General features: G+C 39.6%; 15 protein-coding genes. 2 read left to right on the top strand and 13 right to left on the bottom strand.

Annotated features, from left to right (window positions below; genetic code table 11):
• Positions 1 to 92 precede the first annotated feature (92 nt).
• Both I593_RS01910 and tehB read left to right on the top strand, forming a co-directional pair.
• The gene (locus I593_RS01910; protein WP_016165903.1) at positions 93 to 1,067 is read left to right on the top strand and encodes a Tim44 domain-containing protein; all 975 of its coding nucleotides are present in this window, start codon (positions 93 to 95) and stop codon (positions 1,065 to 1,067) included.
• A gap of 137 nt (positions 1,068 to 1,204) precedes the next feature.
• A complete protein-coding gene (tehB, locus tag I593_RS01905) occupies positions 1,205 to 2,068 on the top strand; it encodes an SAM-dependent methyltransferase TehB (protein WP_016165902.1) in 864 nt (287 codons plus the stop codon).
• Positions 2,069 to 2,137: 69 nt separating this feature from the next.
• Here tehB and cysN read toward each other — a convergent pair whose 3' ends face one another.
• The 13 genes from cysN to tssM all read right to left on the bottom strand — a co-directional run bounded on the left by cysN (position 2,138) and on the right by tssM (position 18,107).
• Positions 2,138 to 3,748, bottom strand: a complete 1,611-nt coding sequence (gene cysN / locus I593_RS01900; RefSeq protein ID WP_016165901.1) for a sulfate adenylyltransferase subunit CysN — start codon at positions 3,746 to 3,748, stop codon at positions 2,138 to 2,140.
• An 84-nt stretch (positions 3,749 to 3,832) separates the two neighbouring features.
• Positions 3,833 to 4,741: a sulfate adenylyltransferase subunit CysD gene (gene cysD, locus I593_RS01895; protein WP_026441297.1), complete on the bottom strand. Its 909-nt coding sequence runs from the start codon at positions 4,739 to 4,741 to the stop codon at positions 3,833 to 3,835.
• Positions 4,742 to 4,953: 212 nt separating this feature from the next.
• Positions 4,954 to 5,166 carry a hypothetical protein gene (locus tag I593_RS01890; RefSeq protein WP_016165899.1) on the bottom strand — a complete coding sequence of 71 codons (213 nt, stop codon included), beginning with the start codon at positions 5,164 to 5,166 and terminating at the stop codon, positions 4,954 to 4,956.
• A 102-nt stretch (positions 5,167 to 5,268) separates the two neighbouring features.
• Positions 5,269 to 6,714, bottom strand: a complete 1,446-nt coding sequence (locus I593_RS01885) for an alpha/beta hydrolase (protein WP_016165898.1) — start codon at positions 6,712 to 6,714, stop codon at positions 5,269 to 5,271.
• Positions 6,715 to 6,821: 107 nt separating this feature from the next.
• A complete protein-coding gene (gene ubiA / locus I593_RS01880; RefSeq protein WP_016165897.1) occupies positions 6,822 to 7,703 on the bottom strand; it encodes a 4-hydroxybenzoate octaprenyltransferase in 882 nt (293 codons plus the stop codon).
• 18 nt (positions 7,704 to 7,721) lie between these two features.
• Entirely contained in the window at positions 7,722 to 8,192 is a 471-nt protein-coding gene (locus I593_RS01875; protein WP_016165896.1) for a chorismate--pyruvate lyase family protein, read from the bottom strand.
• A gap of 88 nt (positions 8,193 to 8,280) precedes the next feature.
• Complete coding sequence (locus I593_RS01870; RefSeq protein ID WP_016165895.1) at positions 8,281 to 8,556, bottom strand: hypothetical protein; 276 nt, start codon at positions 8,554 to 8,556, stop codon at positions 8,281 to 8,283.
• 88 nt (positions 8,557 to 8,644) lie between these two features.
• Entirely contained in the window at positions 8,645 to 10,060 is a 1,416-nt protein-coding gene (gene glnA / locus I593_RS01865; protein WP_171069565.1) for a type I glutamate--ammonia ligase, read from the bottom strand.
• A 1,103-nt stretch (positions 10,061 to 11,163) separates the two neighbouring features.
• On the bottom strand, positions 11,164 to 12,051 hold the full coding sequence (gene yddG, locus I593_RS01860) for an aromatic amino acid DMT transporter YddG (RefSeq protein ID WP_016165893.1): 888 nt from the start codon (positions 12,049 to 12,051) through the stop codon (positions 11,164 to 11,166).
• A gap of 172 nt (positions 12,052 to 12,223) precedes the next feature.
• A complete protein-coding gene (locus I593_RS01855; protein ID WP_016165892.1) occupies positions 12,224 to 12,490 on the bottom strand; it encodes a PAAR domain-containing protein in 267 nt (88 codons plus the stop codon).
• Positions 12,491 to 12,512: 22 nt separating this feature from the next.
• Positions 12,513 to 13,277, bottom strand: a complete 765-nt coding sequence (locus tag I593_RS01850; protein ID WP_016165891.1) for an OmpA family protein — start codon at positions 13,275 to 13,277, stop codon at positions 12,513 to 12,515.
• 8 nt (positions 13,278 to 13,285) lie between these two features.
• Positions 13,286 to 14,245 carry a type VI secretion system-associated protein TagF gene (gene tagF, locus I593_RS01845; protein ID WP_016165890.1) on the bottom strand — a complete coding sequence of 320 codons (960 nt, stop codon included), beginning with the start codon at positions 14,243 to 14,245 and terminating at the stop codon, positions 13,286 to 13,288.
• A gap of 34 nt (positions 14,246 to 14,279) precedes the next feature.
• Positions 14,280 to 18,107 (bottom strand): type VI secretion system membrane subunit TssM, encoded by a 3,828-nt coding sequence (gene tssM, locus I593_RS01840; RefSeq protein ID WP_016165889.1) that lies wholly within the window; start codon positions 18,105 to 18,107, stop codon positions 14,280 to 14,282.
• Between the last annotated feature and the right edge of the window lie 5 nt (positions 18,108 to 18,112).

The raw sequence follows: 18,112 nt of genomic DNA, 5'->3' as shown, positions 1-18,112 counted from the left end.
ATTAAACAAAAAAATTGCTTTTTCTTATTGAAAAAATTGACAAATGCCTGCATAAATACAGGGCTATTTATCATTTTTTATAGGAAAATTGAATGGAAGTTCGACAGCGTAGTTTAGTTGCAGGTATTTTAGCAGCGACGTTATTGGTAGCACCTTTGGCAGAAGCGAAACGTGCAGGTGGTGGTAAGAGTCATGGCATGAGCCGTTCTGCCACACCAACTCAGTCTTATCAACAACCTCGTCAAGCTACACCTGCTCAACAACCTGTTGCCCCTGCAACTGCACCACAAAAATCTGGTCCAGGTGTAGGTAGTATGGTTGCTGCGGGTGTTGCTGGTGCTGCCGTAGGTGCAGTGGCTGCAAATGCGCTTGCAGATGACCGTCCAGCTAGCCATGCTGAAGCTGCTCAAGAAGAGAAAGGCGGAATTCCAGGTTGGATCTGGATCCTTCTCGCTGCTGCTGTTGCCTTCTTCATTTTCCGCAAGATGGGCGCAAAAAAAAAATTAACATCCACTAATCCATATGCACCAAATAATGGCGGTCAAACTGCATCGTCATTTGGTCAAACACCTGCGGCACCGCGCACATCAACGGACAATACCAATATTTTTGGTCAATCTGTAGGTGGCGGTGCAGCAACTCAAGCACCTGTGAATAACGCGCCATTCGGTGCTGCCTATACCAACAGTGGCAATCAACTTCCTGATGGTACAGAGCCAGCCGCTTTCTTACGTATTGCACGCCAACGCTTTAACCATATTCAATCAATGAATACTGCCAGTAACATTGAAGAAATTCGTCGTTATTTAACGCCTGACTTATACCAGTCGATGTATAACGACATTATGGCGAACCGCGATCAAGATGTTGCTGAGTTCTCTAACCTGAATGCCATGGTGACGGATTCTGCGACTGAAAATGGTCAATATGTAGTGAGTGTTCGCTTTACAGGTACAGTCAGTGAAGACCTGAACAGTTTGCCGCAGCCATTTGCTGAAATCTGGCATTTTGTTAAACCTGCGGGTTCTAACCAAGACTGGTTGGTTGCGGGTATTCAACAAGCTTAATCATTGAAACATTTTAAAACAGCGACTTCGGTCGCTGTTTTTATTTGTCATCGAATCAGGCTAATATCAAATAAAGAATATGAATGAATAAAACCTCTTTCTAGCTGAGATGAAGCACCCAATCACAGGATATCCATATGCAATCTCTCGTTTGTTATAAAACCCTTCCTGTTTGGAAGCACGACAGCATTCCCTCCGCTTTTCAGCAAGCTCACAATACCAAACAAGGGACATGGGCAAAACTGCATATTTTAAAAGGTGAACTCGACTTTGCCATGCTAACCGAACAGGGTGAGATCATCTCAAATCATCATTTTAGCGTGACCGAGCAACCCCCTTTGGTTGAACCTCAGGCTTGGCATCGTATTGTGGCATTTAGTGATGATATTGAATGCCAGCTCAGCTTCCATTGCCAATCCGATCAATTGTTTACACAGAAATATCAGCTCACTCCCACCCATTCCGAAATTTTAGCTGCACAGCCTTATTTACAAGGTGGAAAGGCACTAGATGTGGGCTGTGGTTCAGGTCGTAATGCCCTATTCTTAAGTCAACAAGGCTTTGAGGTCGATGCTTGGGATGTAAATACACAAAGCTTACAACGCCTTGAACAAATCATTCAGGCCGAACAAATTACCAATATTCATATCCAACTGCGAGATTTGAATCTAAATCAACAGATTGAAAAGCAATATGATTTCATCTATTGCACTGTCGTGATGATGTTCTTGCTAGCCAGTACCGTTCCACCGCTCATTCTCCAAATGCAACAAGCTACTAAATCAGGTGGATATAACTTGATTGTCTGTGCGATGGATAGTGAAGATTATCCAGTACAAGCTGATTTTCCTTTCAGCTTCAAATCTGGTGAACTGAAAACCTTATATCAAGGTTGGAAAATTCTAAAATACAATGAAAATGTCGGTGAGTTACATCGTACTGATGAACAAGGCCACCGAATTAAACAGCGCTTTGCCACGCTCTTTGCTCAAAAAGTCTAGTTTACAGATATCTATAGGCAATAAAAAAAACCCACCTTAAGGTGGGTTTTTCTAAATTAATTCAATCTATTACAGACGAACCAATTTCACAATTTGTTCTGCAAGCTCTTCCGCTTGTTCAGCAGTAAAACTTACATCGGTTGCATCCGCAAGGTCAGTAATTACCACAACACCTGTTTCACGTAACAAAGCTACTTGCTCAGCACTTAAACCTGCTTTCGCAATTGCTACCACACCTTGTTGAATCAACAAGCTTTCTAACACTTGTGCTTGCTCAAGTGCTTTTGCTGTTACAGTGACTGCCGCAGGTTTTTGACCTAAACGTGCAGCACGATCTTCAGCAGAAACAGGGTTCGCATGTGCAGTCCATTCAACCGCGGCTTCAACCATACCCGCACCAACCGTCACATTGCTTAAACGGTCAATAAAGATAAATGAACCTGTATAACGGCTGTCTTGATAACGGTCAAATACGACTGGCGCATCAAATTCAACGGTTAAGTCTGCAATTGCATTTAGCTCTAACTGTTCAACTTGGGTATGCTCAAGTGTATTTACATTCACGCGGTAGTTAATTGCCGTTACTTTGGCTGGAACTGTTTGCGTACCAATCTTAACGTTATACAACTTACCTTTTACAAGCGGTTGGTCATTCATCCAAACCACAGTTGCGCGGACACTACGTGATAAAGAAGGCTCTTCACCTGCTTTTACCAGCACGTTACCACGTGAAATATCAATTTCATCGTTTAAGGTTAAAGTAACAGCCTGACCAGCAATCGCATGCTCCAAGTTACCGTCATAAGTCACGATTTCTTTAACTGTCGACTTTTTACCTGAAGGTAACGCCACAATTTCATCGCCAACATGTACTTCACCCAGTGCGATTGTTCCGCAGAAACCACGGAAGTCGAGGTTTGGACGGTTGACATACTGCACAGGGAAACGGAATTCACTCTTGCTTGAATCACGGGTAATTTCTACAGATTCCAAGATGCTCATCAAGGTTTGACCTTGATACCATGGCGTATTTGCAGATGGATTAACCACGTTATCGCCATTTAAAGCCGAAATTGGCACAAACAGAATATTGCTTGGCTTACGATCTAACTGGCTCACAAACTGTTGGTATTCTTCTTGGATTTCGCCAAAACGAGTTTCAGAGAATTCCACCAAGTCCATTTTGTTAATTGCAACAACAATGTTTTTAATACCCAACAAGCTTGCGATGTACGTATGACGGCGTGTTTGAGTTTGTACGCCATAACGCGCATCAATCAAAATGATTGCAAGGTCAGCAGTAGAAGCGCCTGTTGCCATGTTACGCGTATATTGCTCATGCCCTGGGGTGTCAGCGATAATGAACTTACGTTTTTCGGTTGAGAAATAACGATAAGCGACATCAATGGTAATACCCTGTTCACGTTCTGCTTGCAGGCCATCTACCAATAACGCAAGGTCAGGTGCATCGCCTGTTGTACCGACTTTTTTACTGTCGCGGGTCACAGCTTGTAATTGATCTTCGTAGATCAATTTTGAATCATATAACAAACGTCCAATTAAAGTACTTTTACCATCATCGACGTTACCGCACGTCAAAAAGCGTAATAAGTCTTTTTGTTCATGCTGTTTTAAGTAAGCCAAAATATCTTGGCTAATTAATTCTGATTGATGAGACATTGCTCAAACTCCACAAATGCTTTGAAATCGATTTTTTAATCTCCCGAAATCCCTCTTTAATAAAGAGGGACTTTGATCAGGAAATTAGAAATAGCCTTCTTGCTTTTTCTTTTCCATAGAGCCAGCTTCATCATGGTCAATCATACGACCTTGACGTTCTGAGCTTGTCGCGAGCAACATTTCTTGAATAATTTCAGGTAAGGTATTCGCTTCTGACTCGACTGCACCTGTTAATGGGTAACAGCCTAAAGTACGGAAACGTACCGATTTCATTTGTGGAACTTCACCTTCGTGTAAACGCATACGTTCATCATCAACCATGATGAGTGTACCGCTACGTTCAACCACTGGACGTTCAGCAGCAAAATACAATGGAACAATTGGAATCTGTTCTAAATAAATGTATTGCCAGATGTCTAACTCTGTCCAGTTCGATAATGGGAACACGCGAATACTTTCGCCTTTGTTCACTTTACCGTTGTATAAATTCCATAATTCTGGACGTTGGTTTTTAGGATCCCAACGGTGTTTATTATCACGGAAAGAATAAACACGCTCTTTCGCACGAGATTTTTCTTCGTCACGACGTGCGCCACCAAAAGCAGCGTCAAAACCATACTTATCCAGTGCTTGTTTCAAGCCCTGAGTTTTCATGATATCCGTATATTTTGAGCTACCGTGGTCGAACGGGTTAATGCCCGCATCACGACCTTCTTTGTTTTGATGCACGATCAAATCAAAGCCATGGGTTTTTGCCATGTTGTCACGGAATTGGATCATTTCCTTGAACTTCCAACCTGTATCTACATGCAGTAGTGGAAATGGAAGCTTAGCAGGATAGAACGCTTTCAAGGCAAGATGCAGCATCACAGCTGAGTCTTTACCAATGGAATATAACATTACCGGATTTTCGAATTCGGCAGCTACTTCACGAATAATGTGAATACTCTCAGCTTCAAGCTGTTTAAGATGAGTAAGTCTTTCCTCATTTATTGACATCGACAACACCGATTACTAATTCGTGCTTATTACACATTCAACAATTGATATTCATTATAGAGATTTACTATTCACAACTATTGCTTGTTTTATTATATTGATATGCAAAATTGTCATATAGAGCATAACTAATAATAACTATAAGTTTTCAAGCTATAGTCGATCTCTACCCTTTCAAAATGATTGCAAAGTCTTGGAAGATTAACCTATTCACTCTTTGCCTGTGCGGCAGCTTCGCGCTGTTGTCTTAGTTCAACACGCTTTTGAATTTCTGCACGCTCTAAATCATATTGCTTTTTATTATCTGCATCACTTTTTGCAGCTAAAAGTGCCATTCCGAGAATAAACACTGGAATGAGCAGCCCAAATGCCATGAGTTTCCAAGGCATCGGTTTTTTATTCACTTCAGGTTGGTTCATACGCAATAACTCAAATCTAATATCTTTTAAACGCGCAACAATATAACAAAAAAGAGCCTCAATAATGAGACTCTTTTTGCAAAGATGTATCTAACACAGGACTTAGAATTTACCCGTACATTGTGGGTTTTGACTTGCATCTTTTTGTGCGTCGGTCAACACAATACCTGTAGCAGCAGACATATTTGCTTGAATGAAATCAAAAGCATCTGCATTTTTGCAAACAATCGCTTGTGTATGCGTGGCATTCGGCACAATAGTCAGTTGGTATCCATCTGCATAAGCATTTTGAGGGAAGTACTTGGTTGCATTAGTTTTCATATTGGCAAACAAGGCTTGAGTCACCATAGGTAATACTGCTTGATCATTCGCCCCTTGAATAATAAATACAGGGGTTTTAATCACCTTCTCAGCAGTTGCATTGGTGGCTGGTTGATTATCTATTAAGAATTTTTGAACCACTGGGTCCGTTTTAATCTTGTTTAAATCAATGCCATATTGTGCAATTAAATGTGTAGGATCTTCATTTAAGAAAGCAAGTACCCCGACTTTAAATTGTTCTTGTAAACCATTTGCACTATTCGGGTCTGCATAACCCAAACATGCGCCATCATCGCCCGTACGGCCATATGCCTTTTCTGCAATATCCGCAGCACCTGCTGTAAAGATATTTTTTAAATCGTAATTAGGTTGATATGCTTTAATACCCGAACTGGTCAGCGCTGCATAAGCCAACAACTCAGCATAACCATCTGCAATTTGATCAATTGCTGCTTGTCCTTGTGCTGGTGTAATAATGTTATTTGCAACTGCATATCGAACTTTTAGTAATTGCTCATCTAATCTATTCACACCCTTAGATTGATTATTTTCATCAAGATTCAACTGCGGATCGAGATAAATCTGGATAATTCGCCCTAAACTTGATGCTGGCGCACCCGCAACTGCTCCTTTATAGCTGCTGTCTGTATTGGCAAATTCCGCAGTACCCAAGGAAGCATGTCCACCTTGTGACTGACCAATCGACATCCATGCGCCATTTAATTGCTTACCGTAATGATCTTTTGCCGCTTTTACCGCTGCAATTGCGGAATTAGCCTGACTGGATAGGTTCAAATAAGGATGTACGCCTAGTGTACCCAGCCCTTCATAATCTGGTGCAATGATGACATAACCCGCAGCCAATAAGGTATCTGCAAGAATTTTAAAGCGAGGGTTAAGTAAATTTTTACTCGGAGCACAGTCATCTCCACCTCCAACAGTCCCATGTTCCCAGACCACAACGCGATAGCCATCTTTAGGTTGAATGGCTTTTGGAAATAATACCATGGCAGTGGCTGTTGCAGTTTTCCCTTGAACATTAGTCATATTATAGGTCATGACTTTAATCGATGAGCTATTCTCTACTGTATCTAAAGAATAATTCCCTTCAGATAAATAGGTTTTATTGGAATCGGCTACCGTATTATCGTCATCATCATTACAAGCTGTTAAAAATAGACTTGAAAGTGTCAATGTAAGTGCCAAAGCTATTTTCGTGCGCTTCATAAAATATCCTTTTTAATCTTTATTTTTTGGGCATGAAACTACATGCAGAATTATTAAGGCATAAAAAAAGTGCCCTGTATAGGACACTCTTTAACCATATGGTCATTTTAAATTGTTAATTCTAAAAAAATTCCCATAAAAATGATCATTCCTACCCAACGATTGTGACGGAATGCCCAAAAACAGAGTTGTGGATCACGGTTTTTGGTTTTAACCGCTTGAAAGATAAAATCCCCAGCAACTAAAATTAATGCAAGCAAACCAAATGGCATCAATAATTGTTCTAGAAATAAAGCCGTTGCAATTAAAATCAGGCTTAACACCTGTAACGTACCAATAATTTGAATATCGTAACGTCCAAATAAAATCGCGGTTGATTTCACCCCAATTTTTAAATCATATTCACGATCAGTAATGGCATATTGCGTATCATAAGCAACCGTCCACGCTAAATTCCCAAAATACAATAACCAACAGGTTAATCCCAAAGGTTCACCCACCGCGGTATAGGCCATTGGAATAGACCACGAAAATGCAGCTCCCAAAAATACCTGTGGCAAATGGGTATAGCGTTTCATAAAAGGATAGATAAACGCGAGAAATAGCGCACCGAAAGAACAATAAAAAGTTTCTATCGGTAAAAAAAATAGCATACATGCACTGGCCAAAACCAGTATTAAAAACACATAAACCGCTTCTTTTGCACTAATCACCCCTGTTGCCAAAGGTCTGTTTTTGGTTCGCTCTACATGAGCATCTACTTTACGATCTGCGAAGTCATTAATGGCACAACCAGCAGCACGCATAAAAATGGTGCCCAAAATCATTGGAATTAAAATTCCTGAACTTGGCATACCTTTATTCGCAACCCATAAAGCCCACATGGTTGGCCAAAAGACTAATTCAGTACCAATGGGTTTATCGAAACGACATAAATAATAATAAGCTTCTAAGCGTTCACGCCAAGTAATATGTTGCACCGTAGCCATGAAAATCCTTTAACAATTTCATAATTTGGTTTTGCGTAGATACTGCTCGAATGCAGGTAAGAACGTTTCTTGAACAATAAATTTACAACCGTGCCAAGTATAACAACTTTGGCGTGTCCAACCATCTTCTAACCAAATCACACGGCGTTCACATGCTGGATTGGTACGCTGGAACAAAAACCAGCCAATTGGTTTTGTGCCAATATGTTTAAAAAGTCTTGCTCGACCTTGCAAACTTAGAATCGGAAAAATACTTTTCGCTTTAACCCAAGGCTGCATATCATTGCCATATAAAAAGCTTTCTCTAACCCATGAGGTATGCTGATGTGGCATTCTCATCCATTTTGCATCAATAAAATGTAGGCGCTGAAAATGTTCTTTAATCGGTTGTACCCTAAATTTTCCACCCGCTAAATCCGTGAGTTGCTGCGTCAATGAACCTGAAGCATACAACCATGTTTTCAGTTCAGTTGGAATCTGCTGCTGCATAACCTTACCTGTTTAATTGATCCACTTTACGTTTAAACCCTTTTAGAGTTTATAAAGAATGTTATTGATTCAATTTAAAGATCAATTATTAACAATTATCTGTTTTTGCGATGACTTCAAACTTCCCTTGTGGCGTTTTCACTAATATGAACCCTTCAGCACTCAGAAAAAAGCTTTGGGGATAATCATAATCGAGTGCCAATTCTGGGCTTTTTAGTGCAACAAACTCTGCCTGTTTATAACCTTCTGGAGTACGCCCAACTTCAATATAGGTCACCATTGAAAAATTAAGTTTAAAACCTTTGTCATGGTCTTTGGGATCAATCCAGGGATAAAAACTGGTGTGTTTTTTACGCTGTGCCATAAAGCCGTTCTATTTTTTAAATAAAACAGATGATACAAAAAAAACCCGCGACAAGCGCAGGTTTTTTACAGTGGAATTCCGTTCAGAATTACAAGCTGTAGTACATATCAAATTCAACTGGGTGAGTAGTCGTGTTAAGACGACGAACTTCTTCAGTTTTAAGTTCGATGTACGCATCAAGCATTTCTTTAGTGAATACACCACCTTTAAGAAGGAAGTCATGATCCGCTTGAAGTGCTTCAAGAGCCATATCTAGGCTATGTGCAACTGTAGGGATTTTAGCTTCTTCTTCTGGAGGAAGGTCATACAAGTTTTTGTCAGCAGCTTCACCTGGGTGAATCTTGTTTTGGATACCATCAATACCCGCCATTAACAATGCTGCAAAACCTAAGTACGGGTTCATCATTGGATCTGGGAAACGAGCTTCAATACGCTTGCCTTTAGGGCTAGAAACGTAAGGAATACGGATAGATGCAGAACGGTTACGCGCTGAGTAAGCCAACATAATTGGTGCTTCAAAGTGCGGAACTAAACGCTTGTACGAGTTTGTAGAAGGGTTAGTAATTGCGTTCAATGCACGAGCGTGCTTGATGATACCACCGATGAAATAAAGCGCCATTTCTGAAAGACCAGCGTATTCATCACCAGCAAACAAGTTCTTGCCATCTTTAGAGATTGACATGTGAACATGCATACCTGAACCGTTATCACCTACCATTGGCTTAGGCATAAACGTTGCAGTTTTAGCATATTGATGCGCAACGTTCCAAACAGCATATTTAAACTGTTGTACTTCGTCTGCTTTACGAACCATGGTATTGAAGCTCACACCAATTTCTAACTGGCAAGATGCAACTTCGTGGTGATGTACTTCTACACGACCTGGGCCCATGATGTCTTCAATTTTCGCACACATTTCTGCACGCATGTCATGTGAAGAATCAACTGGAGGAACTGGGAAGTAACCACCTTTAACACGTGGACGGTGACCTGAGTTACCAGATTCATAGTCTTTACCAGTAGACCAAGCAGCTTCTTCAGCGATTAATGTATGACGAGCGCCAGACATATCGATGTCCCACTTCACTTCGTCAAATACAAAGAATTCTGGTTCTGGACCAAAGAATGCAGTATCTCCAATCCCTGTAGATTTTAGATATTCTTCTGCACGGCGAGCAATAGAACGTGGGTCACGGTCATAACCTTGACCAGTTGATGGCTCGATGACATCACAAGTAACAACTACTGTAGGCTCAGCGAAGAACGGGTCGATAAAACCTGTTTCTGCATCTGGGCGTAAAATCATGTCAGACGCTTCGATACCTTTCCAACCAGCAATTGAAGAACCGTCAAACATTTTACCGTCTTCAAAAGTATCTTCATCAATTGTATCTGCTGGGTAAGTAACGTGCTGTTCCTTACCTTTAGTATCAGTAAAGCGGAAATCGACCCATTTTGCGCCACTTTCTTGGATGAGTTGAAGGACCTTGTTCGCCATGCTCATTTTGCTCCGATGATTTTTTGTTGCACCTGTGGAGTGCGTGTTAGTAGTTGGCAGTTATAAAGCAATTCTCATACCAACTTTTAAAAAGCAAAGCTAAAACATTGAATTATTTATCAGAATACAAGATTTATAAACTTCGCTTAACACCTATTATACTGTTTGAAAAATGAAATGCACCATATTCAGACATTTTCATTATCAAGCAATTAATCACCTCATAAAAAGAACCAAAATAGTGCATTTAAATATAAATGTTTTAATGCAGTGCATTTTTCAGCATATTTCACCATGTTGATGTGTCTTTTATTTATAAACCTCAGCGTAATTAATCAGGAAAGCTTATCAATAATATAAAATTTCGTCTTTGGAACTACTTCACACAATAATGAGATGACTTTTTACTCGACTTTCCATCCCCATCCTCTATTTTTAAGTACGTCTAACAAAAAGTTTGCACTACTTTATTGCGAGTTAAGACCATCCTTAACTCGAACTCATTTTGTGACCCAATGGTTCTGACATCTTTAAAAAAAAAGACGAAAGCTCAATATCTAGCAATATAGACAATCAAAAAAATTGACCAACACTGCTCTACAACAGGTCAAGAACAAAGGCCCGATCACAATGCTTTTTCAACGACTTAGCAGTTATCAAAAAATGATCCTTTTAAGATTTAAGTAAACGAAAAAATTGGTTACTACCTTCCTCATCTAATCACAATTATGAAATGTAAAAAATTTTATGTTTAAGTCTTTGTTCTCTCTTTACGAGAAGTTTACGCTACGGATAAGCACATTAAGCAAAGTAACATGCTAATTCTATTGCTGATATGGTCAACATACCTTTTCAATTTCACTATGATGAGAGGATTGATGCAATTGAAGATACAAAGAGCGGGATCAACTCAATATTCAACCTGTGATTAACGACAGTTCTAAGTGTGATCAGTAGTGTACTGGACATAGATTACGAAGTTTGTTTCATTCTTCAACTGATCTGGAGCAGGAACCGTTGTATTTAAACAAATGAATGATGTAGCTTTTGACACTTTGGCAAATCATTTTTAGGCAGTTCAAGATAAAACAATGATGGCATCCCCTTCTTTATGAGGCAGTACGGGTAGACCACCAACATAAAAACGAACCTAAAGTGACCAAAGCGGCACCTTGCCAAAATGCCCATGACAGCTCCAAATCAAGTAACTGCATAGCAATAAATGAAGAAATAATCGGCGTGAAATAGGATGCCGCTGTAAGCAATTGAATATTGCCATGCAAAATGCCAATATTCCAAGCAGCGTAACCTAATCCAAATGCAGCAGCACTAATCGCCAAATAAACAAAACTCTGTAGGTGAAGCTCAGGAACTTGAAAATCACCCATCCAAACATATTTAAGCCATAAGGCCACTGCCGTTAGGCAAAAAAATAGAGCTATTGCATTCTGACCATCGCCAATTTTCTTCGTAAGCGTGCAATACGCTGCCCAAATAAAAGCGCCCATAGAAGCTAAAGCATAACTGATCGGATTAAGCGCAATATTCTGTATCAGTTGATTTAAACTAAACTCACCGTTTCCAACTTGAACCTGAATAATTCCAAATAAAGTTAGTAATATCCCCACAATCACTAAAGGATGAAACTTTTGCTCTTGGGTTAAAATTAAAAGTAAAACGGTCAGGCTTGGCCACAAATAATTCAGAATGCTCACTTCCACAGCTTGTTGGTTATTTTGAGCAAATGCTAAAGAAAGTGACAGGCATAACTCATAAGCAACAAATAGAATTGAACCCCAAATGAGGTAAACTTTAGGAAATAAATGTAATTTTGGTGGTTTAAATAAGATCAGTAAAATGAAGGAACTTAAACTATAAATTAAACACACACCCAAAATTGGCCCGAAGCTATCCGTTACTTGTCGTAATAAGCCAACAATAGCGGCCCAGAATACAATGGCGCACAATCCAATTATAGTGGCGAAACGATACGACATAATCCCTGACTTAACACCTGTAAATTCATGTGAATGTAGCAATAGTCAGGTAGGGCGACAAGTTATTTATGCCAAAGACAAATCAATATCATCATCTCATTTAGATCCCGTTTGGACTGATCGTGATGATAAGTAATCAAACAATCATGAATGATAAATTTTTATATCACTTCTAATTCGCACCTTGCACCATATTTTGCTTCGGTAATAATTTACAGCCGCAAGATAACGCATCATTGACCCTTGCAACGGCTTTGCCCATCACCAACATATGCATATCTCCTGAAATAATGGTCGCGACCACTTTATGCAACGGACAAGTTGCTTTATCTCCAATACAAGCAACTGCAATCCCTTCGACCAAGAAACTTGCATTTCCAGAAATTACTTTACCACCACCTGTTGTTGGACATCCAACTGTTATATAAGGCACCGCCATACCCTTATCCCCTTATTAGCAATTAAAGTACTTCAAACTCAATTCTACGATTTTTTTTACGTCCCTCTATTGAGGCATTATCCGCGACAGGTTTCTCTGAACCCAATCCAGCCGTACTTAAACGTCCTGCAACAATTTCTTTCTGAATTAAATACGTTTTGACTGCTTCTGCGCGTGCTAAGCTCAACGCCACATTCTTTTTAGCATCACCAGAACTATCAGTATGGCCAATAATTTTGACGTTCTTGTCTCGTACTTTATTTAATGCCACTGCCATCTCATCCAGAATTTTTGTTCCTGTAGGCGTTAAAATTGCACTTCCAGATTCAAATTCTACAATTCGATCTTTCAAAGCATCATCTACGATTTTTTGTTCGGATTGATTAATCGTAAAACTCGTATTTACCCGATAAGGTGGCAGTACAAGAGATTGAAACATAGATGTAACTGGTTGAATTTCTGTTGGATTCATCAGTTTTCCTGTTAATTCAACTTGTGTTCCTTTTACAGTTAACTTACCAGCTGTGATTTTTTTTAAATCTGGAGTAATCACCCGTGCCACAGTATTATCCCAAGCTTGGGGTGTGGCGACAGGTCTTATCTGGATTTTATCCACAACCTGATCCTGCCCATAAACAGCATACAATTTCTGTAAAATTGCCTGTTTACTGGTTTGATTAGCAACCACACCTTCAACAATTACAGGCTGTGCATAAAGTAAAGCACTAGACAAAAAACTACATGCCAAGATGATATTTTTGTAAATCGTTCTATTTTTTAAATTCATTGTTAATATTAGCCACGAATAAATGTTTGTTTAAAAAGTTTAACCCCTTGAGTGAGGCTCAATTGTCGCTCACACAAGGCCTGTTCTAAGGCTGCTAAACCGGCATTTTGTTCCAAATAGCGATCAATCCATTCGGCATGAATCAAAGAAACCCAACGTTCAGTGGTAAAATTTTGCATAAAAATATCGCTGAGTGCTGAAATATCGGCACCTTGAAATCCAAAGAGTAAAATAGGTTCTTCGGCATGCAACAACCCGATCAAAACTTCTGTATTTTGGCTACCAATGAACAAATGAATTAAATTGACCCAGAATGCTGCAATTTCATAACGATAACGTGCATTATGTATGGGTAAAATCAACACCTTATTTAAATTAGCAACGCCTACACTGAGAATAGGTTGTAATAACAAACCTAAGCCAATCATACTTTGAGCCAGTTGATAACTATTCATTTTCATTAAACTGGCAAATGAATACATGGTCTGATGATCAAAGAAGTCGAGACTAAGATTAAGATGACAACTCTGCTTATCACGACCAAAATGTGATAATTGTTCCAGTAATTGATCGGGTTCCCGAATTGTTTGCAACTTTTTATTCGTTTGAAATAAATCAATTAATAACGGTTTATACACAACTGGTGCATAGCACAAATTCTGCATTGGATTAGAAACTTCTAGCAAATGACACAATACCATTGGAAACTTTCGCCCCGAAGCATCTTCACTGGCTTCTAAGTTGGCAAGTAAAAGCGCTGATTCCATTGGATTGGCAATAAAAAAATCTAAGCTCGGCAGAGTTTGATATGATTTTTCAAAGTCAGGCTTTTGCATCGCCAACTCCAATGCTTCAGTCATCCAGCGATCAATCATTTGAATAACATTAGACTGCCCTTTACTTTTTAGGAAGTCTCCACGCGCTGGACTCTTACCAAAATAAAATGATGCCGTTTTACTTACTTGCATTGGGTCCCTCCCTCACTCCTTTTCAAGCATCGTGTCATTGTGGTTTTACTCCTGATAAAACTTGCGAAGGAGAGGTCAAATTTTGCGGAGCTTCTTTTATGTTGACTTGTGGCGGAGCAACTTGTGCAGCAACCACTCGTACAGCTTTGTCCATAACCACTTTATCCACCAGTTGCAGACCTGCATAACCACGACCAGCACCAACACTGCCACCGCTATTACCACTAATCAGGCGGAAATTTAACTTCACAGCAAGTGATGGATCTTTTGGACTGGCCCAAGTCATTTCAAAACTGCCGTTTTGTGGCTTTCTTTGCGCAGAATCAATCAAGCGGTTAATGCCATATTCACCTGGTGCCTCAAAAATGGTATGAGTTTGTCCTTCCAAGTCGACAGCTGTGATTCTGACACCAGGAATAGCACCTGGATTTGGCCAAATGAAATTCACCCACTGCTGTATTCCATTTTCATACACCATTCTTTGACCATCAATATCGACGCTATAGGACAGAAATTTTGGATTCGGTAATGGATAGAATTGGAAATTCGATTGACTCGCGGCAGTAGAAGGTGCTGTTTGATTTAAATCACCTGTCGCTACACCATTCGCTGGCGCAACATAACTTTGAAAACTCATCACAAACTGCGGATTTAGACCTATACCTAAATCTTTCCAAGTTTTGGAGGACAACATATATCCACGTCGGATCACTAAAGGATCCAGACTTTCTTTAACAAAACGAGCAATACTGCCTGTCTCACCAAAAATCTGTGCAATTTCCGCGCTGGTCGCTTGTATTGTCGCGCCCTGATTAAATGGATATTTTTGTCCCAAAGTCGTGCTGAATGGTTGATATGCCTGCATGACCCATAATTTATTCAGTTCATCTTGTGCAGGAGGCAATAAAGCATTAAAAGCTTGGGTCAATGGACTCACCAATAGACGTTGTAACACTTGCTGATCTGTCGCATTCAGCCCAACCATTAACTTTTCATCGACAATTTTCTGCGTAGCATTAAATACAGAAGTTTGTTCATTAATCGTTTGTTTAACGACGGTTAAAGCACTTGGGCCAATATCCCCTGCATTTTTTAAATCATTAAACTTACTACGTACCTGAGAAAGGTTATTTAAATATTCATCCAAAAGAGACTGATTTTGCTGATCATCACGCTTACGTATCAGTTGATAGAAAAATACAAACTCTTGCGATATTGGCCCTTGAGCCTGATTGATGGCTTTCTTTATGGCATCTTCGTTATTTTGTCTTAATATCGTACGCTTGAACCATGCAACAAAACCTGTTTGTGGTGCTGCCAATTCAGCTTGTACAACTGGGTTATCCCAACTGGTTTCTTTCGTCACACGTTCTATCAATATTCTGATTGGTGAGTTTTGCGGTTCACCTAAGATTTCGACAATACGAGCATCACTTTTAAAGTCTGTTCCTTTTGCATAATGTACGGCGTTCAGGAACTTTTTCCATTCTGCAATATATTCCTGCTTATACAACTGGGTGAGTTGTTTTCGAATTTGATCTGGACTTCCAGTAAAAGTTAAATCATCCGATTGAGTCGTATTCAGCACCCAATCTTTTGTATCAGTCGGTTTATTCGCGGCATCTTCAATGGCTTGAGCAACGTAATCATCCCATGCCTTATAAGTGAATACACCTGGTAGCGCATAGCCTCCCATTAATATGCTCTTATTATTTTCTCCCACAATTTGACCAACAGTCAGTGCAGGGAAACGAACTGATGCACGCATTTTAATTTCATTATAAACTCGGTCTCGCGCTGGCATACCCCGTACTACAGCCACCATCACTTGACGAGTTTGATCCACCAATTGTGTATCCGCTTCTAATACAGGGAACTGTTTTTGATTTGCTAGAGACATCGCATAAGTTAAAACTTGCTCCGCTTTTTGCATCAGCTCACTTTGCGGCATTGCTCCACGATTTGCCAATAACCAAGAACGCCAGAACTTTGTCACCTGATCACTGAGATGACTTGCATCCATATACTGTGGATTGCTCAGCATGATATATGCCTTTAAAGCATTATAAGCATCTTGAGGGTTAGTATCAGACGGTTCAAAGTACTGTTGATTCTTATTGGCGGCCAATTGTTGAATTTGTACATTGACATGATTCGCCTTTAACGTTGCTTCATTACTTTTAACCCGCTGCAAATATTGCGCAATATTCTGTTGCGAAGGTTCCAATACAATCTGCCGAATACCTTTCAAATATTCACCTTGTAATTTCTCACGCAATTGATTGCCTTGATATAAACCGAATGAAAATTTGAAAGGATGATCTTGATCAAAGGTATCTAATTGCTGCAATCGATTTTGCAGTATTAAAAGGGCTTCTAATTGTGTCGCTAAATCATTTTCGGATGTTTTTTCCAACTGTTGGACTTTGTTTAGGTCCGCTTGTACATCCAAAATCAACTGCTGGTTATTACGATAAGACCAAACCCATACGCCAAGTACCATAGCAACTGTTATTAAACCCACCATAAAGCCCAAGTAACGTTGGCGTTTACGCAAAGGATTAATATGTTGCTTAACCAAATTTTTGTCTTTTAAAATTACATTTGAAAATAAACCTTTCAAAAAATAACCATGATTTTGCGCATTGATTTTCTTTGAGGCATCTTCAACATGTAGCCGATTCAAATCAAATTCTTGCGCAATTTGCTCAGTCATCGGGCTTTCAATAATGCCCTCTTGTAATGCACTGGTAAAATAGAAACCACGAAAAACAGGTTTAAATTGATAAGGGTTGTCTTCAAATAATGCGGCAATAAAGGTCTTTACCGCTGGTTTTAATGTTTTAAACTCGAGCGGAAATGTCATTACCCCAGGTGAAATATTTTGTGCATGGCGACGACTTAAATGTGTGGTGCTTACGCTTTTTAAGCCATCAAATAGCGTATTATAATGTTGCTCAAATAAGTCTGAAGCATTCGGCGAAGAGTCAGCGTGATATGGAAGTGTTGCACCCCACACTTGATCGAATTCCTGCCCCTCATAATATTCAAAAAACTCAGTAAAACCCGCAATCAAATCCATTTTCGTAAACACCACATAAACTGGTGCAAAAACTTCTAATCGTTCTGTTAAGTCTTGAATACGTGCTCTTAAATTTTTGGCAAGTTTTAGTGATTTCTCAGGACTCTGACTAATCAATTCGGCAATACTAACCACCACAATTAAGCCATTCACTGGTGCTTTCGGTCGATTTTTTTTCAATAGTTTTAAAAAACCAAGCCATTCACCATGGTCCTCTGCATACACAGAATAACGACCTGCTGTATCTAATAAAACACCATCTGTTGAGAAAAACCAGTCACAGTTTCGGGTTCCACTTAGCCCAGCAGACACTACTTTTTGATGGGATTCTTCAAATGGAAACTTTAAGCCAGAATTATAAATCGCCGAACTTTTACCTGCTGCTGGATTGCCAATGACCATATACCAAGGCAGTTCATATAAAGCAGCATTGCCCTTCTTATCCCCCAATTTTGATTTACGAATCAGTTGAATGGATTCTTTCATTTGTTGTTGAATCAATCTTAATTCTTCATTATTTTTGGTTTGACTGTACTCAGATTCGGTTTCCTTACCCATTGCTTCTGCAAGTTGTTCACCTTGCTGTTCATACTTTCGACGTTGAATCAACCAGTAAATACCATAACCGATTAAACCTAAAAGATAGGCAATACACAGCATAATAAAGATATGCCGAGGCACCACATTAAATGAAGATATCAGAGCAACCAATATGGAAAGTGCAATCATTGCTTTTGGGTTGGTAATGTACTGCCACAAGTAGCCTAAAATTGTATACATTGTTA

Origin of the sequence: Acinetobacter tandoii DSM 14970 = CIP 107469 (assembly GCF_000400735.1) — a bacterium.
In the GTDB taxonomy this organism is placed as follows: Bacteria; Pseudomonadota; Gammaproteobacteria; order Pseudomonadales; family Moraxellaceae; genus Acinetobacter; species Acinetobacter tandoii.
This window is presented reverse-complemented; position numbering and strand designations above follow the sequence as displayed.